Annotated in this window: 18 protein-coding genes; 15 read left to right on the top strand and 3 right to left on the bottom strand. The window is 63.2% G+C overall.

Going from position 1 to position 22,383, the window contains the following annotated elements; all coding sequences use genetic code 11:
* Positions 1 to 190: 190 nt before the first annotated feature.
* Complete coding sequence (locus HX868_RS13955; protein WP_177003261.1) at positions 191 to 6,415, bottom strand: non-ribosomal peptide synthetase; 6,225 nt, start codon at positions 6,413 to 6,415, stop codon at positions 191 to 193.
* 489 nt (positions 6,416 to 6,904) lie between these two features.
* Between HX868_RS13955 and HX868_RS13950 the strand changes: the two genes are divergently transcribed.
* Both HX868_RS13950 and adeC read left to right on the top strand, forming a co-directional pair.
* Complete coding sequence (locus tag HX868_RS13950; RefSeq protein ID WP_177003260.1) at positions 6,905 to 7,696, top strand: helix-turn-helix transcriptional regulator; 792 nt, start codon at positions 6,905 to 6,907, stop codon at positions 7,694 to 7,696.
* Entirely contained in the window at positions 7,696 to 9,147 is a 1,452-nt protein-coding gene (gene adeC / locus HX868_RS13945; RefSeq protein WP_177003259.1) for an AdeC/AdeK/OprM family multidrug efflux complex outer membrane factor, read from the top strand. The genes HX868_RS13950 and adeC overlap by 1 nt, the downstream gene beginning before the upstream one ends.
* Here adeC and hpaA read toward each other — a convergent pair.
* The gene (hpaA, locus tag HX868_RS13940; RefSeq protein WP_177003258.1) at positions 9,074 to 9,934 is read right to left on the bottom strand and encodes a 4-hydroxyphenylacetate catabolism regulatory protein HpaA; all 861 of its coding nucleotides are present in this window, start codon (positions 9,932 to 9,934) and stop codon (positions 9,074 to 9,076) included. The two genes, adeC and hpaA, sit on opposite strands and share 74 nt — an antisense overlap.
* Positions 9,935 to 10,061: 127 nt before the next feature.
* Between hpaA and HX868_RS13935 the strand changes: the two genes are divergently transcribed.
* From HX868_RS13935 to hpaI, 8 genes are all read left to right on the top strand, one after another.
* Positions 10,062 to 10,727 carry a fumarylacetoacetate hydrolase family protein gene (locus HX868_RS13935; protein WP_177003257.1) on the top strand — a complete coding sequence of 222 codons (666 nt, stop codon included), beginning with the start codon at positions 10,062 to 10,064 and terminating at the stop codon, positions 10,725 to 10,727.
* Positions 10,724 to 11,494 (top strand): fumarylacetoacetate hydrolase family protein, encoded by a 771-nt coding sequence (locus tag HX868_RS13930; protein WP_177003256.1) that lies wholly within the window; start codon positions 10,724 to 10,726, stop codon positions 11,492 to 11,494. Before HX868_RS13935 ends, HX868_RS13930 begins: the two co-directional genes overlap by 4 nt.
* A 5-nt stretch (positions 11,495 to 11,499) precedes the next feature.
* On the top strand, positions 11,500 to 12,960 hold the full coding sequence (hpaE, locus tag HX868_RS13925) for a 5-carboxymethyl-2-hydroxymuconate semialdehyde dehydrogenase (protein WP_177003255.1): 1,461 nt from the start codon (positions 11,500 to 11,502) through the stop codon (positions 12,958 to 12,960).
* 116 nt (positions 12,961 to 13,076) lie between these two features.
* The gene (gene hpaD, locus HX868_RS13920) at positions 13,077 to 13,934 is read left to right on the top strand and encodes a 3,4-dihydroxyphenylacetate 2,3-dioxygenase (protein WP_016978423.1); all 858 of its coding nucleotides are present in this window, start codon (positions 13,077 to 13,079) and stop codon (positions 13,932 to 13,934) included.
* 15 nt (positions 13,935 to 13,949) lie between these two features.
* Positions 13,950 to 14,363, top strand: a complete 414-nt coding sequence (locus tag HX868_RS13915; protein ID WP_177003254.1) for a tautomerase family protein — start codon at positions 13,950 to 13,952, stop codon at positions 14,361 to 14,363.
* Between the two features lie 166 nt (positions 14,364 to 14,529).
* A complete protein-coding gene (locus tag HX868_RS13910) occupies positions 14,530 to 15,834 on the top strand; it encodes an MFS transporter (RefSeq protein WP_177003253.1) in 1,305 nt (434 codons plus the stop codon).
* An 11-nt stretch (positions 15,835 to 15,845) separates the two neighbouring features.
* Positions 15,846 to 16,649 (top strand): 2-oxo-hept-4-ene-1,7-dioate hydratase, encoded by an 804-nt coding sequence (gene hpaH, locus HX868_RS13905; protein ID WP_177003252.1) that lies wholly within the window; start codon positions 15,846 to 15,848, stop codon positions 16,647 to 16,649.
* A gap of 15 nt (positions 16,650 to 16,664) precedes the next feature.
* On the top strand, positions 16,665 to 17,465 hold the full coding sequence (gene hpaI / locus HX868_RS13900; protein ID WP_177003251.1) for a 4-hydroxy-2-oxoheptanedioate aldolase: 801 nt from the start codon (positions 16,665 to 16,667) through the stop codon (positions 17,463 to 17,465).
* Between the two features lie 83 nt (positions 17,466 to 17,548).
* On the opposite strand, the gene hpaR is transcribed toward hpaI, so the two are convergent.
* Positions 17,549 to 17,977, bottom strand: coding sequence for a homoprotocatechuate degradation operon regulator HpaR (gene hpaR / locus HX868_RS13895; protein ID WP_028617034.1), 429 nt, complete (start codon positions 17,975 to 17,977; stop codon positions 17,549 to 17,551).
* Between the two features lie 206 nt (positions 17,978 to 18,183).
* On the opposite strand from hpaR, the gene HX868_RS13890 reads away from it, so the two are divergent.
* The 5 genes from HX868_RS13890 (at position 18,184) to HX868_RS13870 (ending at position 22,340) form a co-directional block, all read left to right on the top strand.
* Positions 18,184 to 19,482: an NAD(P)/FAD-dependent oxidoreductase gene (locus tag HX868_RS13890; RefSeq protein WP_016978428.1), complete on the top strand. Its 1,299-nt coding sequence runs from the start codon at positions 18,184 to 18,186 to the stop codon at positions 19,480 to 19,482.
* A 119-nt stretch (positions 19,483 to 19,601) separates the two neighbouring features.
* Positions 19,602 to 19,967, top strand: a complete 366-nt coding sequence (locus tag HX868_RS13885; protein WP_177003250.1) for a cupin domain-containing protein — start codon at positions 19,602 to 19,604, stop codon at positions 19,965 to 19,967.
* Between the two features lie 13 nt (positions 19,968 to 19,980).
* Positions 19,981 to 20,802 (top strand): molybdenum cofactor biosynthesis F family protein, encoded by an 822-nt coding sequence (locus tag HX868_RS13880; RefSeq protein ID WP_177003249.1) that lies wholly within the window; start codon positions 19,981 to 19,983, stop codon positions 20,800 to 20,802.
* On the top strand, positions 20,795 to 21,595 hold the full coding sequence (locus tag HX868_RS13875; protein WP_177003248.1) for an SDR family NAD(P)-dependent oxidoreductase: 801 nt from the start codon (positions 20,795 to 20,797) through the stop codon (positions 21,593 to 21,595). The genes HX868_RS13880 and HX868_RS13875 overlap by 8 nt, the downstream gene beginning before the upstream one ends.
* Positions 21,588 to 22,340: an SDR family oxidoreductase gene (locus tag HX868_RS13870; RefSeq protein ID WP_425504225.1), complete on the top strand. Its 753-nt coding sequence runs from the start codon at positions 21,588 to 21,590 to the stop codon at positions 22,338 to 22,340. Before HX868_RS13875 ends, HX868_RS13870 begins: the two co-directional genes overlap by 8 nt.
* Positions 22,341 to 22,383 lie beyond the last annotated feature (43 nt).

The following is a 22,383-nucleotide window of genomic DNA, read 5'->3' as shown; positions in this document are numbered from 1 at the left end:
GCCCCGCGCCATGGATGGCGCGTGGCGGCGGCCCCCCAAATCACTGTCGGATTACGGGCACACCGAGCCTAAGCGAGGTGCCGAGTGTTGGGGCAAGAGCGTTTTGCTTACTTTGCCGCTTTTGCAAAGTGAGCCGCCGTAAGGGCGGAACCAATAGCCGCCCTTACCGCAGAAATGGATATGTACACCGTCAGATCCTGCGACGCCGGTTAAGTTGAGGAATGGCCGCCTGAGGAACCTCCACCCGCTCCACCTGCGTCGCCGTCTGCGCCGCCAACTGCGCCAACGTCGGATGACTGAACAACGTCCGCGCATCCACCCCCAACCCCGCCTTGCGCATCCGCGCCACCAGATTCACCGCCAACAACGAATGCCCCCCCAACTCAAAGAAATGGTCATGCCGCCCCACCCGCTCAAGCTTCAGCACCTCAGCCCAAATACCGGCCATCAATGTCTCAACTTCCCCCACCGGCGCCTCATAGGCACGACTCACCACCGACTCCAACCCCGGCTCCGGCAACGCCTTGCGGTCAAGCTTGCCAGCAGGGTTGAGCGGCAACTCATCCAACAGCACAAACGCCGCCGGCACCATGTACTCCGGCAACTGCTCCAGCACATGCACGCGCAAGGCTTCCAGGCTCGGCGCCTCCCCACGCACAGTGAAATAGGCGACCAAACGCTCATCCCGAATCAACACCGCCACTTCCCGCAACGCCGGATGCGCCATCAACCTTGATTCGATTTCCCCCAGCTCCAAGCGCACACCGCGCAGTTTGACCTGGAAGTCATTACGCCCCAGGAACTCAAGGTTGCCGTCCGGCAGGTAACGCACCAGATCGCCAGTGCGGTACAGCCGGTCGCCGTCAACAAACGGGCTGTCGATAAACCGTTCGGCGGTCATCTGCTCCAGCCCCAGATAGCCACGGGCCACGCCGACCCCACCGATATGCAACTGCCCACTGACACCCATCGGCACAGGCGCATCGTGTTCGTCGAGCACATACAGACGCGTGTTGTTGATCGCCCGGCCAATCGGCAGTTGCAGCGCAGGCACCGGCGCGCCGGGCTCCAGGATCCAGGCGCTGCTGTCCACCGTGGCCTCGGTTGGCCCGTAGACGTTATGCAGGCGCACCTTGGGCAAGCGCGCCTGCACGCCACGGGCCAGGGCTTCGGTGAGTTCACCGCCGCCACACAGCACGTCAGTGAGGCTGGTGCACAGGGCAGATTCTTCCAGTTCAAGAAACTGCTGGAGCATGGCCGGCACGAACTTGATCACGCTGATCTGCTGTTCGCGAATCACCTGCGCCAGGTACGCAGGCTCACGATGCCCATCAGGCCGGGCAAGGACCAACCGCATGCCGTTGGTGAGCGGCCAGAACAATTCCCATACCGAGCCGTCGAAGCTGAAGGGCGCCCGTTGCAACAGCGCGCCGCCCTCGGCGTTGGGGCACAGCTGCGAGCCCCAATGCATCAGGTTACCGAGACCACGGTGCTCGATCATCACGCCCTTGGGCGTGCCGGTGGAGCCCGAGGTGTACATCACGTAGGCCAGGTTGGTGACGCTCAAGCCCGGCACCAACGGATTACCGATGGGCGCCTGGCTCCAGGCACAGTGGTCGAAGTCGATCACCGGGATCGACACCTCACCCGGCAAATCGCGGGTCGCCGCGTGCACCAGCAGCGCAACCGGTTGGCTGTCGTGGAGCATGTAGGCCAGGCGCTCGCGCGGATAGCCTGGGTCCAGCGGTACGTAGGCGCCGCCGGCCTTGAGGATCGCCAGCAAGCCCACCACCAGGTCGAGCCCGCGCTCGACGCACAGCGCCACGCGGGCGTCCGGTTGCACCCCGCGCTCGCGCAGGTGGAAGGCCAGTTGATTGGCGCGTTCGTTGAGCTCGCGGTAGGTCAGTTGCAACTCGCCGGCCTGCACCGCCACCGCATGGGGGATGTGCCGCGCGTGGGCTTCAAACAGCGCCTGCACGGTGAGGGTTTCGGGGTATGCGGTTTCAGTGGCGTTGAAGTCCACCAGCAAGGTGTTCAACTCGCTGGCGGGCAGAACCTGAATTTCACGCAGTGGCGTTTGCGGTGCGTGCTCCAGCGTGTCCACCAGGTTGACCAGCACGGTTTCCAGATAATCCAACAAGCGCTCTGCGCCGACCTGACGTGGGGCCTTGGCCTTGATCTGGAAGCCACTGGCGGTGTCATCCACGGTCAGCATCAGCGGGTAGCTGAGAATGTCTTCACTGCTGAGTAAGGCGATGCCCGGCACCAGGGTCAAGTCGCGCTCGGCATCGGTGTGCCGATAATTGAGCAGGCTGTTGAAGAGCGGTGACGCGCTGCTGCAACGCTGAGCCAACGCAAGGGAGGCTTGCTCATGGGCGAGTAATGCACTGAGCTGGGCGTGAGTATCGCGCAGGGCATCAGCCACGTTTTTACCGGCAAGGCGCACGCGCAGCGGCAGCGTGTTGATGAACATGCCCAGGGCCCGGTCGGCGCCCTCGCCCGCCTGCAAACGGCCGAGCAGCACGGTGCCGAACACCACGTCATCGCGCCCCGCCACGCGTCTGAGCACCTGGGCCCAGGCCAGATGGAACAGGCTGGCCGCGCTCACGCCCAACCCGCGCGCCTGGGCACGCAGGCTCAGGTTGAGGCGGTCGCTCAGCACGCGTTCGGCTTCATCGGTGTGCGCCCGATCCGCCTGGCGTTCCTGTAGGCCGAAGGCCAGCGTCGGCTCGTCGACATCACCCAGTTGCTCGCGAAAGAACGCCTCATGCCCGGCCTGACGTGCCGGCGAACGGGCTTGCGTCACCACAGTGCGATACGGCACCGGCACCGGCAGTTGTGCCTGCTGGCCGAGCAAATGGGCGCGGAGTTCCTGCATCAGGATCGTGGTGGACGTGGCGTCGTTGACCAGGTGATGGAAGCGCAGGCGAGCGATCCAGCGTTCGTGCTGCGGTTCTTCGGCATAGTCCAGGGCCATGAGTGGCGCCTGGCGCAAATCCAGCGGTTCATGGTCCTCGTGCAACGGTTCAACGCGTAACCGTGCCTCGCGCCACACCACTTGCATCGGTTGCTCCAGGGCATCCCATACCAGGCTGGTGCGCAGGATATCGTGGCGGTTGATCACCAGTTGCAGGGCCTGGGCAAATGCGTCCAACTGCTCGCGCCGGGCAAAACTGAACAGCGCCTGTTGCTGATACGGATCGTGCACGTCGGTGATGTGATGGTAGAGCAAGCCCTCCTGCAACGGCGCTAGCGGGTAGACGTCCTGCACGTTGGCCGCGCCGCCGGGAATGCTCGCGACAATGCGCGCCAGGTTCTCAGGATCCAGTTCGGCCAGCTCAGGCGCGTCCATCTCGCCGTATTCACTGGCCGCCGCCAAGGCCGCCAGGGTCGGCTGGCCGAACAGCACCTGCACATCGGCACGCAGCCCGACCTGGCGCATGCGCTGCACCAACTGCACGGCCAGCAACGAATGCCCGCCGAGTTCGAAAAAGTGGTCGTGACGCCCGATCTGCTGCACCTGCAACAGCTCGGCCCAGAGTTGCGCCAACAGGGACTCCACCCCGGCGTGCGGGGCTTCATACAGGCGCGTGACGAAGGCATCCTGGGTCGGCGCGGGCAATGCCTTGCGGTCGAGCTTGCCGTTGGCGGTCAGGGGCAGCGCATCCAGTTGCGTGTAGGCGGCGGGCAGCATGTAGTCGGGCAGCGAGGCCTGCAGGTGGGTGCGCAGGGCTTCGATCTGCACCGCTTCGCGGGGGACGAACCAGGCGAGCAATTGCCCATCGCGTGACTGCACCACGGCTTCCTGTACCTGTGGATGGGTGGCCAGGGCGGATTCGATTTCGCCCAGTTCGATGCGCATACCTCGGATTTTCACCTGGTCGTCATTGCGCCCCAGGTATTCAAGGTTGCCCTCCGGCAGCCAGCGCGCGAGGTCGCCGGTGCGGTACATGCGGCCTTCGATAAACGGGTCGTCGAGGAAGCGTTCGGCACTGAGCTCGGGGCGATTGAGATAACCCCGCGCGACACCTTTGCCGCCGACGTACAGCTCCCCCGGTACACCGATGGGCACCGGGCGTTGCTGTTCATCCAGCAAGTACACCGTCGCATTGCCGATGGGCGCGCCGATGTGCAATGGCTGGCCTACTTCCATGGGACCGGAGGTGGCGACCACCGTGGCTTCGGTGGGGCCGTAGTTGTTGATCACCGCGAAGGACTGCGCCTGGGTGAAAGAGCGCAATCGGTCGCCGCCGATCAGCAGGGTGCGCAGGGTCGGGTGTTGCAGGCCCTGGCTGAAGGCGTACTCGGCCACGGGCGTCGGCAGGAAGCACACCTGCAGCGGCTGCGCCTGCCACCAACGGAGCAGCGCGTCGATATCTTCGGCGCCGTCGTGGGCCGGCGGCAGGTGCACGGTGGCGCCTACGCACAACGCAGGCCAGACTTCCCAGGCCATCGCGTCAAACCCGAAACCGGCGACACTGGCGGTGTGGCTGCCGGCGTGCAGGTCGAAGGCCTGGCAATGCCAGTCCACCAGGTTCGAGACCGTGTGATGCTCGACCATCACGCCCTTGGGCAGGCCGGTGGAGCCTGAGGTGTAGATCACATAGGCGAGGTTGGCGGCGCTGACCGGCACGCGGGGATTGGTGCCCAGATGGAAGGTCGGGCGATCCAGCTGGATCACCGGCACCTCCAGCGCAGGCAAACGCGACAGCAGATCGTGCTGGGTGAGCACCACCACCGGATCGCTGTCTTGCAGCAAATAGCTCAGGCGCTCGGCGGGATGGGCCGGGTCGACCGGCACGTAGCAGGCGCCCGACTTGAGGATCGCCAGCAACCCCACCAACGTCTCCAACCCGCGCCGCGCCAGGATCACCACGCGGTCGTCCGGCTGTACACCACGTTCCAGCAGTTGATGGGCCAGCGCATTGGCCTGCTGATTGAGCTGCGCGTAGCTCAACTGCCGGCCTTGGTACACCGCAGCCACAGCGTCCGGCGTACGTGCAGCCTGGGCTTCGATGCGGCCGTGCAGGGTTTGCAGCGGTGCGTTGCTCTGGGTGGTGTTGGCCTGGGCGGTGGCGTTCCAGTGTTGTAGTTGGGCCTGTTCGGCGGGCGTCACCAGGGAGAAATCGCTGATCTTCAGCGCGACGTCCTCCAACCCTTGCTCCAGCAGCCAGGTAAAGCGCTGCGCCAGGGCAAGTACTTCATCGTGCTGGAAGTACGCTTCGTTGTAGACGCAATGCAGGCACGCGGTGTCCTGGTAGCGGTTGCTGCGCAGATGGATCGCCAGCGGCAACGGCTCATGGTGGTTGGACACCTTGACCGCTCGGGCCTCGGTGGTGCCATAGCGCAGTTCATGGTCGTCCTGCTCGAAGGACACTGAAAGGTCGAACAACTGACTGCGATCAGTGCGGCGCAGGCCCAGCTCACGGTTCATCTCACTCAGGGGAAACCGTTGGTGCCGGAAGTCCTGCTTGAGCTGGTCACGCACCCCACGCACCACGGCGCTGAATGGCAACTGCTCATCGAACTGCAAACGCACGGCGCTGACCTGGGTGAACAGCCCGACGGTGGAACGAAAACGCGCATTGGAGCGGTTGAGAATCGGCAGCCCCACCACCCACTCCTGGCGCTGGGCGGTGCGCGTGAAATACACATACATTGCCGACAGCAGTACATGAAATGCCGAGGCCTGGTAACGGTGGGCCACTTGCTCCATACGGTTGAGCAGCGCCACCGGAAATCCTTGGACCAAGGTATTGCTGGACATCCTGGCGGTATGCCGTGGCGTGAGCAATGGCTCGGGCAGCACCTGGTATTTGCCCAGCCAATACCCACGGTCGCGGGCATAGCGGGCCGAGGCGTGGTAGCGCTCATCCGCGTCGATGAAGTCGATATAGGACGGCGCCAACGGCTCCGGTTGCCGGCCTTGCTGCAGGTCGGTGTACAGCCGGGCCAGGGATTGCAGCATCTGGCCAAACCCCCAGCCATCGAGGATCAGGTGGTGGGCCTGGGTGCCGAGGCGGTAGTGATCGTCATCGAGCTTGACCAGGAAGAAGCGAAACAGCTGCGCGCCCTGCAGGGTGAATGGCAGGGCCATTTGCGCCTGCATCAACGCCTGGCTGGCGGCCTGTGGATCAGGCTCGCCGACAACATCATGCAGGGCCAGGTCGACGGGCAACGTGGTGGCGAAGGTCTGCCGAGGCAAACCATTGGCGTCGGTGTGCAGTTGCGTGCGCAACGCATCGTGCTTGATCACCAATAACTCGATAGCGCGCTGCATCAGGTCTTGCGCGATGGGGCCGGCAAAATCCACATAGCCGCCGATGTTGTACAGCGGCGAATCGCCCACGCGCAGTTGGTCGAGCCAGATGTCCTGTTGGGCGGCAGTAAGGGGGAAGCTGGAGGAATGCTTCATAAGATCCTTCTCATGGGGTTCAGGCACTGGCCGCGCAGGGAGGCCCATTACGACGAATAGGCCGGATTGGAGCATGAGGGATCGGGGCTGTCTGACACCCTAAACCCGGACATCCAAATGGATGGAACAGGCTTGGCTGAGGGTTCATTGCTGAAACGATTAAAGCTGTGTAGGAAATTGGCTATCCCTGACCGCTGCCAGCTCTCATTGATTGTTTTAAAAATTAATTATTTTTGTTAATTATCAAATAGTTAATTAACTCTAAAAACCTCTTATGGTTTTTCTCGGCCGGAATTGCCTCTCAGAAACGTCGAATTAATGACGTGGTTTTTATGGCAGGTTGTGTCCCTCGTTTCCGCTACATACGTAGGACGAATCCCCTGGCTAAATACAATCTCGACTACCGACTCTGGTGTGTGAGCAACGGATCGCCCCCGCAGAAGCCCAGAGAGTCTGTTGACGGTTTTCGACATCAAGGATGAGATGGCTATGAGTTTGACCAGCAGTATTGCCAACCCGCAAAGCCCGAATTTCTATGCCGAAATGGGCGAGTTGATTGCCAGCAGTGGCCACCCGGACTTCGCCGCACACATGCTGCACCTGGTGGACAAGTGGGTGCCGATCCACCTGGTGGACCTCAGTGAATGGACCCTCGACGCGCTGCGCGATCGCGTGCTCGATATCAAGCTGCTCGGCAGCGCCGGTCAGACCCAGGACCTGCCGCCGCTGGTGCTGAACTCCATGGACGACCACCCGTTGCTGCGGGAAATGCTCGGCATGCAGGACCCACTGCTGATCCAGTTGAAGGCCAAGGCCAAGAGCGTGTTCCCGCGTGGCACCTCACACCAGTGCAACCTGGTGTCACGCCAGGGTAACCGGCGCTGTGTGATTTCGTTTTATCGCCCACCCAACCATCGCGGGTTTTCCCTGGCCGAGTTGTCGTTTCTCAAGTGCCTGTCGGACACTCTGCTGCCGTTGATCGAGTGCCATGCCCAGAGCCTGCGCCAGGCGCCGCAACCCGCGGCCGAACCGGCCCACACTTTGCTGGAGCAATCCCAATTGCAGCGTGAGTTCTACAAGCGCTTGTCCCTCGGTGAAATCACCCTGTCGGCACGCGAACAAGAGGTGTGCCTGGGCCTGCTGACCGGTGGCACCGTGCCGCAAATGGCGGAGAAACTCAGCGTGAAGAACAGCTCCATCGAAACCTACCTCAAGCGCGCCGCCGCCAAGTTAGGCGTGAGTGGCCGACATGGCCTGGCCAAATGGATGGTTGGCGCCTGATGAATAAATTGAGCACATTCGCGATGGCAGGGCTGCTCGGCGGCTGCTCGCTGATCCCCGATTATCAACGGCCTGAGGCGCCCGTGCCGGCGCAGTATCCCCAGCAAGGGGTGTACGCGCTGGCACAGGCCGGCACGTCGGACTGGCAGCAGTTGTTTCATGACCCGGCGTTGCAACGGTTGATTGGCGAGGCCTTGGTCAACAACCGCGACCTGCGGGTGGCGGCGCTGAACGTCGAGGCGTTCCAGGCGCAGTACCGCATCCAGCGCGCGGACCTGTTCCCGGCCGTCTCTGCCACCGGAGCCGGTCAGCGTCGGCGTTTGCCGGGGGATGTGACCGGCACGGGGAAGCCTGCCATCACGTCGAGCTATTCCGCGACCCTGGGCATCAGCGCCTATGAACTGGATCTGTTCGGCCGCATCCGCAGCCTCAGCGAACAGGCGATGCTCACCTACCTCGGTACCGAAGAGGCCCGGCGCAGCGCGCAGTTGAGCCTGGTCGCCAATGTCGCCAATGCCTACCTGACCTGGCGCGCCGACCAGGAACTGCTGGCCCTGGCCCGCCAGACCCTGGTCGCCAACGAACACAGCCTGCGCCTCACCAGCCGCAGCAAAACCGCCGGCAAGGCATCGGCACTGGACGTGGTGCAAGCCAGTACCAGCGTCGAAAGCACCCGCGCCAGCGTGGCCCGTTATGAGCGCCAGGTCGCCCAAGACCTCAACAGTCTGGCCCTGCTGGTGGGTGGCCCGGTGGATGAACAACTGCCGTCGCGCCCACTGGCGGATGACTTAGTCGCAAGGGTGCCGGCCGGCCTGCCTTCGGACCTGCTGCAACGCCGTCCGGATATCCTCCAGGCCGAATACCAACTGCGCGCCGCCAATGCCAATATCGGTGCCGCACGCGCTGCGTTTTTCCCGTCAGTGAGCCTCACTGCCAACGCCGGCACCGCCAGTACGGAACTGTCAGGGCTGTTCAAGGGCGGCTCCGGCAGTTGGACGTTCCAGCCGCAGATCAACCTGCCGATCTTCAACGCCGGCAGCCTGCGCGCCAGCCTCGACTACGCCAAGCTGCAAAAGGACATTACGGTGGCGCAGTACGAAAAATCCATCCAGACCGCCTTCCAGGAAGTCGCCGATGGCCTCGCGGCCCGGCAGACCTATACCAACCAGTTGGAGGCACAACGGGATTTCGTCGCGGCCAACCAGCAGTATTACAACCTGGCCGAACACCGCTACCGCAGCGGCGTGGACAGCAACCTCACCTTCCTGGATGCGCAACGTACGCTGTTCAGCTCGCAGCAGGCGCTGATCATCGACCGCCTGGCACAGCTGGTGGCCGAGGTGAAGTTGTACACCGCACTGGGCGGTGCGTGGCAGGTCAGCGCAAGCCCGACTGCCGCAGCCGATACTCCCCCGGCGTCATCTGCGCATAACGAAGGAAAAACCGGCTGAAATACGCCGGGTCCTTGAAGCCGAGCTGGTAGCAGATTTCGTTGGCGGAACTGCCGGTGAACAGCAGCAGGCGCTTGGCTTCCTGCATCACGCGCTCAAGAATCAGGCGCTTGGACGGCAGGTCGGCCAGGCGCCGGCACACCTCATTCAGGCGTGCTTCGGTCACGCCAATCCCCTCGGCATAACGCGCCAGCGGCCAGTGTTCCAGGTAGTGCGCCTCGATCAACTCGTTGAAGCGATGGAAGATGCGCAGGTCTTCGTGGCGGGTCGGGCGCGCCGGTAACGAGTGGGCGCACAGCCGCAGCAGGCGGATCATGATCAGCCGCGTAAGGCTGTCCAGTGCCGCCGCGCGCCCTGCCCGCTCGGCGTTGATCTCATCGTTCAACTCTTCGAATAATCGATCCAGGCCTTGGTCACCCGCCGTCAGCGCCACACAGGCGGCGCCGGACGCCAGGCTGGGGTCGGCGTCGATCAATCCCCACACCAACTGCTGACGCACGGTCAGCACATGCCCATCGGCATCCGCCTCGGTAACAAAGGCGTGGGGCACCGTGGGCGGCGTGAGGAAGAACATCGGCCCGGACTCCACATACTGGCGGTCGTCCAGGTACACCCGCACCGCGCCACTTTTCACGTAATGCACCTGGAAAAACCGGTCATGCCGGTGCACGGGCATGTTGCGCCCGAAAAAGCCCGCCAGGTTGCCGAGCTTGTCGTAGTGCACCTCGGCATCGCTGTAACGCTGGTCGTAGACCTGCCCGATATTGATATTGGGAATCGGCTGCACGCTGCCCCCTTGTTGTTATTTGAATGCCAGGGATTTTGCCACGCTTGACGGTAGTTAACATATTAATTATAACGTTAACAACTTAACGAACTGCCTATGCAGCAGTCGCCACCGCCAGGAGAAACGCATGAGCCGTACCCTGCATGATGTTGCCAGCGGCACCCTGTTCGGCGTTGCGCTGAACTACCAGGGCCTGCTGGACCAGCATCTCGCCGCCTTCCAGCAGGCGCCCTACCAGAAGCCGCCGACCAAGCCGGTGCTGTTTATCAAGACCCCGAATACACGTAATCAGCACGATGCGGTGGTGCTGCACCCTCAGGGCGAACGCCTGCAACCCGGTCCGGCATTGGGCGTGGTGATCGGCCAGCGTGCCAGCCGCGTCAGCCTGGACAATGCCATGGCCCATGTGGCCGGTTTTGTGGTGGTCAACGAATTCAGCCTGCCGGAAGACAGTTACTACCGCCCCGCCGTCAAAGCCAAATGTCGCGATGGGTTCTGCGCGCTGGGGCCAGCGTTCGTGCCACAGGACCAGGTGGACAACCCCAACCAGCTGAGCCTCAAGCTGTGGGTCAATGGTGAACTGCGCCAGGAAAACTCCACCGCGAACTGGGTGCGGGACATCCCGCAATTGATCGCAGAGATCAGCGAGTTCATGACCCTGTACCCCGGCGACGTGCTGATCACCGGCACGCCCGAAGGTCGGGTGGATGTGGTGCCCGGCGACACCGTTGAAGTCGAGATCAGTGGTGTGGGTCGCCTGACCAGCCATATCCAGACGGAGACCCCAGCATGAAACGCGCCCGCATCCGCTATGAAGATAAAATCCACGCCGTAACGGTCGAAGCCGACAATGCCGTGCGCCTGGACGACGGTCGCCTGCTCGCGGAAGACCAGGTCGAGTGGCTGCCCCCGGCCACCGGCAACATGTTCGCCCTCGGCCTGAACTACGCCGACCACGCCGCCGAACTGGCCTTTACGCCACCGACCGAACCACTGGCCTTCATCAAGTCCGTCGGCACCTACACCGGCCACCGCCAGGTCACCTGGCGCCCGGACAACGTCGCCTACATGCACTACGAGTGTGAGCTGGTGGCGGTGATCGGCAAGGCCGCGCGCAACGTCAAACGTGCCGACGCCCTGGACTACCTGGCCGGCTACACGGTGTGCAACGACTACGCGATCCGCGACTACCTGGAAAACTACTACCGCCCCAACCTGCGCGTGAAAAACCGCGACGCCACTACCCCGGTCGGCCCGTGGATCGTCGACGTGGCCGATGTGCCCAACCCAGGCAACCTGACCCTGCGTACCTGGATCAACGGTGAACTGCGCCAGGAGGGCAGCACCCGCGACATGATTTTCGACATCCCCTACCTCATCGAATACCTGTCCAGCTTCATGACCTTGCAACCGGGCGACATGATCGCCACCGGCACGCCCGAGGGCCTGGCCGATGTGGTGCCAGGCGATGAAGTGGTGGTGGAAGTCGAAGGCGTGGGCCGCCTGGTCAACCGAATTGTCAGCGAGGCGGAGTTCTTCTCCGCCCGGAAAGAGGCGTAAGCAACATGATCAAACACTGGATCAACGGCCGCGAGGTCGAAAGCAAAGACACCTTTATCAACTACAACCCGGCCACCGGCGAGGCGATAGGTGAGGTTGCCAGCGGCGGTGCCGAAGAAGTCGCGTTGGCCGTGGCGGCAGCCAAGGAAGCCTTCCCCAAGTGGGCTAATACTCCGGCCAAGGAGCGCGCACGCCTGATGCGCAAGCTCGGTGAATTGATCGAACAGAACGTGCCGCACCTGGCCGAGTTGGAAACCCTCGACACCGGCCTGCCGATCCACCAGACCAAGAACGTGTTGATCCCACGGGCTTCGCACAACTTCGACTTCTTTGCCGAAGTCTGCACGCGCATGGACGGCCACAGCTACCCGGTGGACGACCAGATGCTCAACTACACCCTCTACCAACCGGTAGGCGTGTGCGGGTTGGTGTCGCCGTGGAACGTGCCGTTCATGACCGCCACCTGGAAGACCGCGCCGTGCCTGGCACTGGGCAACACGGCGGTGTTGAAGATGTCGGAACTGTCGCCGCTGACCGCCAATGAACTGGGGCGCCTGGCGGTGGAAGCCGGCATCCCCAACGGCGTGCTCAACGTGATCCAGGGTTACGGCGCCACGGCCGGCGACGCGCTGGTGCGCCATCCGGACGTGCGGGCAATTTCCTTTACCGGCGGCACCGCCACCGGCAAGAAGATCATGCAGACCGCCGGCCTGAAGAAGTACTCCATGGAGCTGGGCGGCAAGTCGCCGGTGCTGATCTTTGAGGACGCCGATCTGGAACGCGCCCTCGACGCGGCGCTGTTCACCATCTTCTCCCTGAACGGTGAACGCTGCACCGCTGGCAGCCGGATCTTTATCCAGGAAAGCGTGTACCCGCAGTTCATCGCCGAATTTGCAGCGCGCGCCAAACGCCTGATCGTCGGTGACCCGCAGGATCCAAAGACCCAAGTCGGTTCGATGATCACCCAGGCGCATTACGACAAGGTCACCGGCTACATCAAGATCGGTATCGAGGAAGGCGCCACCTTGCTCGCCGGCGGCCTGGAACGCCCGGCCAACTTGCCGACGCATTTGAGCAAAGGCCAGTTCATCCAGCCGACCGTATTTGCCGATGTGAACAACAAAATGCGCATCGCCCAGGAAGAAATCTTCGGCCCGGTGGTGTGCTTGATCCCGTTCAAGGACGAAGCCGAGGCCCTGCAATTGGCCAATGACACCGAGTACGGCCTGGCCTCCTACATCTGGACCCAGGACATCGGCAAGGCCCATCGCCTGGCGCGCGGGATTGAAGCCGGCATGGTATTTATCAACAGCCAGAACGTGCGCGACCTGCGCCAGCCGTTCGGCGGGGTCAAGGGCTCCGGCACCGGGCGTGAAGGTGGCCAGTACAGCTTTGAAGTGTTTGCCGAGATCAAGAACGTGTGCATTTCCATGGGCAGCCATCACATCCCGCGTTGGGGTGTGTAACCCTGTAGGAGCCGGCTTGCCGGCGATGCAAACGACGCGGTGCGTCAGGTGCATCCGGTTGATGCCATCGCCGGCAAGCCGGCTCCTACCCAGAACAATAATTCAGGAGAATCATCATGGGCGAAGTGGTCCTGGCGGCGAAGATCTGCCACGTGCCGTCGATGTACCTGTCGGAACTGCCCGGCAAGCATCACGGCTGTCGCGAAGCGGCGATTGCCGGGCACAAGGAAATCGGCCGTCGCGCCCGCGAACTGGGCGCCGACACGGCGGTGGTGTTCGACGTGCACTGGCTGGTCAACAGCGGTTACCACGTCAACTGCGGCGAGCAGTTCCAGGGCACCTACACCAGTAACGAGCTGCCGCACTTCATCAAGAACATGGACTACGCCTACCCCGGCTGCCCCGCGCTGGGCGAGTTGATCGCCGCCGAGGCCAACGCGGCCGGCGTGCGCAGCATGGCCCATAACATCCCGAGCCTGGAGCTGGAATACGGCACGCTGGTGCCCATGCGCTACATGCACATGGGGGTGCCGGAGGATGAGAAATTCAAAGTCATTTCCATCGCCGCCTGGTGCGCCTGGCATCGCCTGGAAGACAGCTTTGCCTTTGGCGCCGCCGTACGCCGGGCCATCGAGAAGAGCGATCGTAAGGTGCTGGTGCTGGCCTCCGGCTCACTGTCGCACCGTTTCTCGGATGACCGCCAAGCCGAAGCGAATATCCACAACTGGACCCGCGAGTTCGACAAGCAGGTAGACCTGCATGTGGTGGAAATGTGGAAGCAAGGCCGCTTCAAGGAGTTCTGCGCGATGCTGCCGGACTACGCCGAACACTGCTTCGGCGAAGGCAAGATGCACGACACCGCCATGCTCCTGGGGCTGCTCGGTGGGCCGGATTATGCCAAGGCGGCGGAGATCATTACGCCGCCATTCGGCAGCTCGGGCACCGGCCAGATCAACGCGATTTTCCCGCTGTAAACCTGAGAGAAACCCATGCCGCATTTTATCGCCGAGTACACCGACAACATCGAACAACAGGCCGACCTGCCCGGCCTGTTTGAACAGGTCCACCGCGTGCTGGGAGACAGTGGCGTGTTCCCCCTCGGCGGTATCCGCAGCCGTGGCGTGCGCCTGGACACCTGGCGCATGGCCGACGGCAAGCACGACTACGCGTTTGTGCACATGACCCTCAAGGTCGGCCACGGTCGCGACCTGGCCACGCGCCAAGCGGTAGCCGAGGCGTTGTTTGCGGTGATCACCACACACTTCGCCGAGCTGCAGGCGCAACGCTTGTTGGCGCTGTCGTTCGAGATGGTCGAGCTGCACCCGCAGCTGAATTTCAAGCAGAACAATGTGCATGCTTTCCTGAACAACCCGACGCTACCCACCGATCACGGAACCCTGTAGGAGCTGGCTTGTTGTGGCGAGCAAGCTTGCTTGCGCTGGGGTGCGAAGCGCCCCCAAAAAGCCGGCTCCAGCTGCGCTGTCGAACGGGAGCAAGCTCCCTCGCCACAACAAGCCAGCTCCTACAGGGACTCATATCCACGGCCTCTCAGACAAAAAGTACAACATCATGAGCACAGCCCAATCGACTGCCAGCCGCGTGCTGGCCGAGCATGACCGCACCCATCGTTCAGTGACCTGGCGCCTGATGCCGCTGTTGCTGGTGTGTTACCTGTTCGCCCATCTGGACCGCATCAACATCGGCTTCGCCAAGATGCAGATGAGCAGCGACCTGCACTTCAGCGACACGGTGTACGGCTTCGGCGCCGGGTTGTTCTTTATCGCCTATGCGTTGTTTGGCGTACCGAGCAACCTGGCGCTGGACCGCGTCGGCCCGCGGCGCTGGATCGCCAGCCTGATGGTGGTGTGGGGCCTGCTGTCCACCGGCATGCTGTGGGTAGAAAGTGCCAAGGGCTTCTACGTGCTGCGCTTTCTGCTGGGGGTGGCCGAGGCCGGCTTTTTCCCAGGCATCCTGGTGTTTCTCAACCGCTGGTACCCGGCACGCCGCCGCGCCCAGGTCACCGCATTGTTTGCCATCGCCGTACCCATGGCCGGCGTGCTGGGCGGGCCGTTGTCCGGCGCGATCCTCGAACACTTCCATGATGTGGGCGGCCTGCGCGGCTGGCAATGGATGTTCCTGATCGAGGGCCTGCCGGTGGTGCTGCTCGGGCTGGTGGTGCTCAAGTGGTTGCCGGACGGTTTCGACTCGGTGCACTGGTTGACGGCCGAGCAAAAACTTCAGTTGCACACCCAACTGCGCAGTGAAGAACAGCGCAAGACCATCACCTCGTTCGGCGGCATCCTGCGCGACCCGCAGGTGTGGTTGCTGGTGGCGGTGTATTTCGCGGTGATGCTGGCGGTGAACACCCTGGCGTTCTGGATGCCCACGCTGATCCACGGCGCCGGTATCGGCCGCGACAGCCAGGTCGGCCTGCTCAGCGCCGTGCCGTACCTGGCCGGGTGTTTCTTCATGATCGGCTGCGGGCGTTCGTCCGACCGCCACCGCGAACGTCGCTGGCACCTGTGCGTACCGCTGCTGATGGCGGCCGTCGGCATTGCCGTGGCCGGCCTGGCGCCAGGCAACCCTCTGCTGGTGATGGGCGGGTTGGTGGTCGCCGGCATGGGCGCCAGCGCGGCCTTGCCGATGTTCTGGCAACTGCCGCCAGCGTTTCTCTCCAACACCACCCAGGCGGCCGGTATCGCAATGATCAGCTCGTTCGGCAGCGTCGCCGCGTTCCTCGCGCCCTACCTGATCGGCTGGATGCGCGACGCCACTCAGAGCGCCAGCCTGGCGCTGTACGTACTCGCTGCATTTATCGCCCTCGGCGGCCTGCTGGTGCTGCGCACCCACGCCGCCATCGTCAATCCCCGTTAAGGACCGTTGCCATGCTCGACTCCCAGCAAATTCTTGCCGCCGCCGCCCACCTGGACCGCGCCGAACGCAGCCGCGAACAGGTGCGCCAGTTTTCCCTCGACTACCCCGACATCACCCTTGAAGACGCCTACGCCATCCAGCGCGCCTGGGTTGCGCAAAAGATCCGGGACGGCCGCACGCTGAAGGGCCACAAGATCGGCCTCACCTCGCGCGCCATGCAGGTGTCGTCAAACATCACCGAACCGGACTACGGCGCCCTGCTCGATGACATGTTCTTCGACGAAGGCAGCGACATTCCCTTCGAACGCTTCATCGTGCCGCGGGTGGAAGTGGAGCTGGCGTTTATCCTCGGCAAACCCCTCAAGGGCCCGAACTGCACGGTGTTCGATGTGCTCGACGCCACCGAATGGGTGATCCCGGCGCTGGAGATCATCGACGCACGCATCCAGCAGGTCGACCCGCAGACCAACGCAACACGCAAGGTGTTTGACACCATCTCCGACAACGCCGCGAATGCCGGCGTGGTGCTGGGCGGCCGTGCCGTGCGCCCCACCGAGATCGACCTGCGCAAAGTGCCGGCGGTGCTGTACCGCAACGGCGTGATCGAGGAATCCGGCGTTTCCGCCGCCGTGCTCAACCACCCGGCCAAAGGCGTGGCCTGGCTGGCGAACAAACTGGCGCCGTATGACGTGACCCTGCTGCCGGGGCAGATCATTCTCGGCGGCTCGTTCACGCGCCCGGTCGCGGCCCGTCCTGGCGACACCTTCCACGTCGACTACGACCTGCTCGGCTCGATTGCCTGTCGCTTCGTCTGAACCCTGGAGATTGCCATGGACATGCCCGTCAACCGCTTCAAACAACGCCTGCGCAACGGCGACGTACAGATCGGCCTGTGGCTCGGCCTGGCCGACGCCTATTGCGCCGAACTGGCCGCCAACGCCGGTTTCGACTGGCTGCTGATCGACGGCGAACACGCGCCCAACCACCTGCAAGGCATGCTCGCCCAGTTGCAGGCCGTAGCGCCCTACCCCAGCCAGGCACTGATTCGCCCGGTGATCGGCGACAGTGCGTTGATCAAGCAACTGCTGGACATCGGCGCCCAGACCCTGTTGGTGCCCATGGTCGAAAGTGCAGCCCAGGCCCGCGAACTGGTAAGCGCGATGCGTTATCCGCCCCAAGGGATCCGGGGTGTGGGCAGTGCGTTGGCGCGGGCTTCACGTTGGAACAGCATCCCTGGCTACCTCGATTTGGCGGATGAACAGATGTGCCTGCTGGTGCAGATCGAAAACCTCGAGGGCCTGGCTAACCTGGACGAGATTGCCGCCGTCGAGGGCGTGGACGGTGTGTTTATAGGCCCGGCGGATTTAAGTGCGTCGATGGGGCATCGCGGCAATCCAGGCCATCCCGAAGTCCAGGCGGCGATTGAAGACGCCATCGGGCGCATCGTGCAGTCGGGCAAGGCGGCTGGGATTCTGAGTGCCGATGAAAACCTGGCGCGGCGCTATATCGAATTGGGCGCGACGTTTGTGGCGGTCGGTGTGGATACCACGGTGTTGATGCGCGGGTTGCAGGCGTTGGCCGGTAAGTTCAAAGGCGTTCCCACGCCAACCCACGCCGGTAGCGTGTATTAACCCCCTGTAGGAGCCCGGCTTGCCGGCGATGGCGATCTTGAAGACGCTATCGCCGGCAAGCCGGGCTCCTACAGGGGGGTGACTCAACGCCTGAGGTTGATGTTCTTCAAGTCATCCAGCAGACCCAACAGGGTCTGCAACTTCTCTTCACCCAACTGATCCTGCAAACGCTGGTAGTTGGCCTCCATGCATTGGCTCATGGACTCGAAACTCGCCTTGCCCTTGTCGGCCAATGTCACCAGCACCCGGCGCTGGTCCTGCTCGGCCTTGCGCCGGTGCACCATGCCGGCGGTTTCCATGCGTACCAGCACACCGGTCATGCTCGGCTTGAGGATGCAGGCCAGTTCGGCCAGTTGGTAGATCTCCAGCTCACCGTACTGTTCAAGGATGCGGATGATCCGCCATTGCTGTTCGGTCAGGCCGTGTTCGTTCAAGGACGGACGGAAGAAACTCATCGCGGCTTCGCGGGCTTGCAGCAGGGTCAGGGTCAGGGACTGGCGAGGTTTGAGCATAGGATCAGGGTCACGACGGATTTAGTTAATAATTTAACGAAACTCTAGCATTCCCAGTCCAGGAGCGCGCTATAACTTGTCTAGCGCACTGCCCATGGCGCGCAGAATCAAAAGCCTGGGCACGCAGGATCAAGACTTCCACCCCGCCAGGGCCCCTAATGGAGGCATCCGCTTTAGAGCCTTCCTTCACCTTTTCAGGCTGCGCCATGATCAACATCGAAACCCCCACGTATTACACCGCCACCAAGAAATACAACCTCAGCTTCCCGACCCTGGAACAGGACATCGACGCCGATGTGGTGGTGATCGGCGGCGGTTTTTCCGGCATCAACACGGCCTTGGAGCTGGCGGAAAAAGGCATCACCAATATCGTCGTGCTTGAGGCGCGTTACCTGGGCTTTGGCGGCACCGGCCGCAATGGCGGGCAGATCATGGCGGGGATCGGCCATGACCTGGAGAAGATCAAGAAGGACGTCGGCGAAGACGGCCTGCGCCAGGTGTTCGAGATCAGCGACCTGGGCGCCGACATCATCAAGAGTCGCATCGCCAAGTACAACATCGACGCGGACTTCTGCCACGGCTACGGCTACATGGGTTTCAACGCCCGCCAGGAAAAAACCCTGCGCGCCTGGGAAAAGGACTTCAAGTCGATCAACAGCCAGCACGAGATCCGCTTTCTCGGCGGTTCCGACGTGCAGCAGATCATCGGTTCCAAGGCCTACAGCAGCGCCTTGCTGCACATGGGCGGCGGGCACGTGCATTCGCTGAACCTGCTGCTGGGCGAAGCCACCGCACTGGCCAGCCATGGCGTGCGGATTTTCGAGAACAGCCCGGCGCTGGAGGTCAGCTATGGCGAGCGCATCACCGTGCGCACCGGTCGCGGTTCAGTGCGCGCCAGCAAGTTACTGTGGGCCTGTGACAGTTTCCTCAACAAGCTGGAGCCGGAGTTGCACCGCTCGACCATCAACACCTACGCGTTCCAGATGATGACCGAGCCATTGTCCGAGGAACTGATCCAGCGCATCAGCCCGATTCGCGGGGCCTACAGCGACATCCGCCCAGTGATCGACTACTACCGCGTCACCAACGAGAACCGCCTGCTGTTCGGCGCCGCCACGCCGCTGGTGGAGCACATTCCCGGCGACCTCAAAGCGTGGAACCGCAACCTCATGCTGAAGATCTTCCCCTACCTCAAGGACGTGAAGATCGACCTGGCCTGGGGCGGCCCGATGGCGTGCAGCCCCAACCTGTTCCCGCAGATCGGCACCTTGCCGGGGCGCAGCAACGCGTTTTTCGTGCAGGGCTATTCCGGCTTCGGCGTAACCCCCAGCCACATCATCTGCAAGGTCCTGGCCGAAGGCATGAGCGAAGGCTCGGCGCGCTATGACCTGGTCAGCTCGATTCATCGCCCGACCATCCTCGGCAAGGACGCGATCCGGCCCTTGCTGCTGACGGCGGGCAAATCCTGGCACCAACTTTCCGGTTATTGGAACGGGCGCCGCTAATCCTGCGCCCACCTGGGCGCTTTGTCCCTCTGTAGGAGCTGGCTTGCCGGCGATGGCGATCGTTAGGACGCCATCGCCGGCAAGCCGGGCTCCTACATTACTCATCAGGAGCAACTGCCATGACCCTCACTACGCTCAAACACAACATCCAGCTGTCGGAACTCGACCCCTGGGGCACCGTGGCCGACCTCGGCTCGCAGATTCTCGAAGGCGAAGTGCGTGCCTTCGGCAAGATGACCTTCGGCGCGCCCACCGACCCGGTCAGCAGCGCCTATTTCGGCACCACCCAGGGCAAGTTCCGCATGGTCTACCCATTTGCCGAACAGGCCACGGTGGTCACCGGCGAAGTGCTGCTCACCGACGAGTCCACTGGCCAAACAACGCGCTACAAAAGCGGCGATAGCTGGTTCGTGACCAAGGGCACGCCGGTGCTGTGGGAAGTGGTCAGCGAAAGCTTCGTCAAACACTACTTTGCCGTCGTGTAAGGGAGGCGTTGCCATGACGAGTTCTTCTGACTGGATCACCGTCGGCGCGCTGGCCGACGGTTTCGCCCCGGACGCGTTCATCCTGCCCAACCTCGCCGAATTGGCGGGCCAGACCTTCACACTGCACTTCGCCAACGGCTGGCAGATCGAGCACCGCTTCGAGCAGGACAGCCTGGCCTGGCAAGCTGCCGACGGCCACTCCAGCGGCAGTGCGGCGTATCGCGCCACTTCGATCCGCCCAGGGTTGTACTTGGTAGATTTCATCAAGCATGAGGCCGGGCACAGCTGGTCGATCAGCCTGGTGCTGGACACGCCGAACGCCTCATTCACTGCGGTGATCGGACGCCTGCCGGACCCGGCCGAGACCCACGAAGGTCTCTATCACCGCGCCCTCGCCGGTAAACCGCTGACCTCGGTCGAAGTCGACTTCCTCCACGGCAGCCTCGACCGCCCCTGGCAGGCCGGCCTCTGCCTGCACGCACCGACCGACGAACTGGTCGGTCTGCGTAACCAGTACCGCTACAGCCCCAGCGAAGTCTACGAACACATCTACCTCAACGAGCGCTTCTACGCCTGGCAATGCTTGAAGGGCGTAGAGCAAGGCCTGTGCGACACCGACCGCTGCCACTACTACAAGATCGCCGAGCAGTTGTACCTGTTCGTGTGGCAGGAGAAGATCGTGCCCACCCTCGGCCTGGTGCTGATCGACCTGCAGCAGCACGGCAGCGACGGCAAGATCTTCGGTTATGCGGGCGCGTCCTTCGATGCGCTGTCGAACTTCCCCATCAGCTCGTATTGCCAGGTGCTCAACCGCACGGAGTATCCCGATGACTGAGCCGCGCACGGTGGTGATCACCGGCGCCGGCACAGGCATCGGCGCCGCGTGTGCCCGGTTGTATGCCCGGGAAGGTGCACGCCTGGTGTTGATCGGGCGGCGCCGTGAGCCATTGGAACAGGTCGCGCAGGACACTGGCGGCCTGATCCTGGTGGGCGATGCCGCCTGCCCGCAGACCTGGGACGGGTTTATCCAACAGATCAGCGAGCACTATGGACGCCTCGATGTGCTGCTGGCCTGTGCCGGCGGGCATGGCCTGGGCAGCGCGACCCAGACCAGCCCCGCCACCTGGGAAAGCGCCCTGCGCAGCAACCTGGACAGCGCGTTCTATAGCGCCCGCGCCTGCTTGCCACTGTTGCAGGAAAGCGCGGGCAATATCGTGTTGATCGGCTCCATCGCCTCCCTGGCGGCGGGGCCCGAGGTGTGCGGCTACACCACGGCCAAGCATGCGTTGCTCGGGCTCAATCGCTCGCTGGCGCGGGACTATGGGCCGCACGGTGTGCGAGTGAACGCGGTGTGCCCCGGCTGGGTGCGCACGCCCATGGCCGACGCGGAAATGCAGCCGTTGATGGACGCCTATGGCGACACCTTGCAGCAGGCCTACGACCGGGTCTGCGCCGACGTGCCGCTGCGCCGTGCGGCCACTGCCGAAGAGATCGCCACGGTGTGTCGCTTCCTGGCGTCCAGTGATGCGTCGATCATTACCGGGGCGACGTTGGTGGCCGATGGCGGTTCCAGCATTGTCGATGTGCCCACCCTGGCGTTCGCGCACTTGGAGAATGCCCATGACTGACCTGGATTTCAGCGGGCAAGTGGTGTTGGTCACGGGCGGTGCCCAGGGCATTGGCCGAGGTATCGTCGAGGCGTTTGCCGAGCGTGGTGCTCGGGTGGTGATTGCCGACCGGCAGCGGGAACAGGCTGCGGCGGTGGCGACTGAGTTGTCCGCGCAGGGCTATCGGGTTGAAGCGGTCGGCGTCGACCTGGCCGAATCAACAGCGGTGTTTGAGTGCGTTCAACGGCTGCCACGCCTGGATATCCTGGTACACAACGCCGGGTATTTTCCGCTGACGGCCTTTGAAGACATTACCCCGGACATCCTGCATCGCACATTGGCGGTCAACCTGGCGGCGCTGTTCTGGCTGACCCAGGCTGCGTTGCCGGCGTTTCGCGAACAAGGCCGAGGCTGCGTGCTGGTGACCTCTTCGGTGACCGGCAACCGCGTCGGTTACCCGGGCCTCAGCCATTACGCGGCGTCCAAGGCCGGGGTCAACGGGTTTATCCGCAATGCCGCGCTGGAACTGGCGCCGTTGAAGGTGCGGGTCAATGGCGTGGAACCGGGCATGATCGCCACGCCGGCGATGGGTAACCTGGGTGACGCCGCATTGAATGACAGCATCGCCAGCCGCGTGCCACTTGGGCGTCTGGGAGAGGCGGCGGATATCGCCGGGGCCATGCTGTTCCTCGCCTCCGACCTCGCCAGCTACATCACCGGGCAGACCCTGGTGGTGGACGGTGGGTCCACCCTGCCTGAAGTCTAAACGCTATCCCCTGTGTGAACGTTAACCCCTGTAGGAGCCGGCT

Source organism: Pseudomonas reactans (assembly GCF_013385825.1).
GTDB classification, from domain to species: Bacteria; Pseudomonadota; Gammaproteobacteria; order Pseudomonadales; family Pseudomonadaceae; genus Aquipseudomonas; species Aquipseudomonas reactans.
This window is presented reverse-complemented; position numbering and strand designations above follow the sequence as displayed.

Bases quoted from the DNA above. Each gene is read 5' to 3' on its own strand.
- HX868_RS13955 (WP_177003261.1), bottom strand. From the start codon at position 6,415: ATGAAGCATTCCTCCAGCTTCCCCCTTACTGCCGCCCAACAGGACATC.
- HX868_RS13950 (WP_177003260.1), top strand. From the start codon at position 6,905: ATGAGTTTGACCAGCAGTATTGCCAACCCGCAAAGCCCGAATTTCTAT.
- adeC (WP_177003259.1), top strand. From the start codon at position 7,696: ATGAATAAATTGAGCACATTCGCGATGGCAGGGCTGCTCGGCGGCTGC.
- HX868_RS13935 (WP_177003257.1), top strand. From the start codon at position 10,062: ATGAGCCGTACCCTGCATGATGTTGCCAGCGGCACCCTGTTCGGCGTT.
- HX868_RS13930 (WP_177003256.1), top strand. From the start codon at position 10,724: ATGAAACGCGCCCGCATCCGCTATGAAGATAAAATCCACGCCGTAACG.
- hpaE (WP_177003255.1), top strand. From the start codon at position 11,500: ATGATCAAACACTGGATCAACGGCCGCGAGGTCGAAAGCAAAGACACC.
- hpaD (WP_016978423.1), top strand. From the start codon at position 13,077: ATGGGCGAAGTGGTCCTGGCGGCGAAGATCTGCCACGTGCCGTCGATG.
- HX868_RS13915 (WP_177003254.1), top strand. From the start codon at position 13,950: ATGCCGCATTTTATCGCCGAGTACACCGACAACATCGAACAACAGGCC.
- HX868_RS13910 (WP_177003253.1), top strand. From the start codon at position 14,530: ATGAGCACAGCCCAATCGACTGCCAGCCGCGTGCTGGCCGAGCATGAC.
- hpaH (WP_177003252.1), top strand. From the start codon at position 15,846: ATGCTCGACTCCCAGCAAATTCTTGCCGCCGCCGCCCACCTGGACCGC.
- hpaI (WP_177003251.1), top strand. From the start codon at position 16,665: ATGGACATGCCCGTCAACCGCTTCAAACAACGCCTGCGCAACGGCGAC.
- hpaR (WP_028617034.1), bottom strand. From the start codon at position 17,977: ATGCTCAAACCTCGCCAGTCCCTGACCCTGACCCTGCTGCAAGCCCGC.
- HX868_RS13890 (WP_016978428.1), top strand. From the start codon at position 18,184: ATGATCAACATCGAAACCCCCACGTATTACACCGCCACCAAGAAATAC.
- HX868_RS13885 (WP_177003250.1), top strand. From the start codon at position 19,602: ATGACCCTCACTACGCTCAAACACAACATCCAGCTGTCGGAACTCGAC.
- HX868_RS13880 (WP_177003249.1), top strand. From the start codon at position 19,981: ATGACGAGTTCTTCTGACTGGATCACCGTCGGCGCGCTGGCCGACGGT.
- HX868_RS13875 (WP_177003248.1), top strand. From the start codon at position 20,795: ATGACTGAGCCGCGCACGGTGGTGATCACCGGCGCCGGCACAGGCATC.
- HX868_RS13870 (WP_425504225.1), top strand. From the start codon at position 21,588: ATGACTGACCTGGATTTCAGCGGGCAAGTGGTGTTGGTCACGGGCGGT.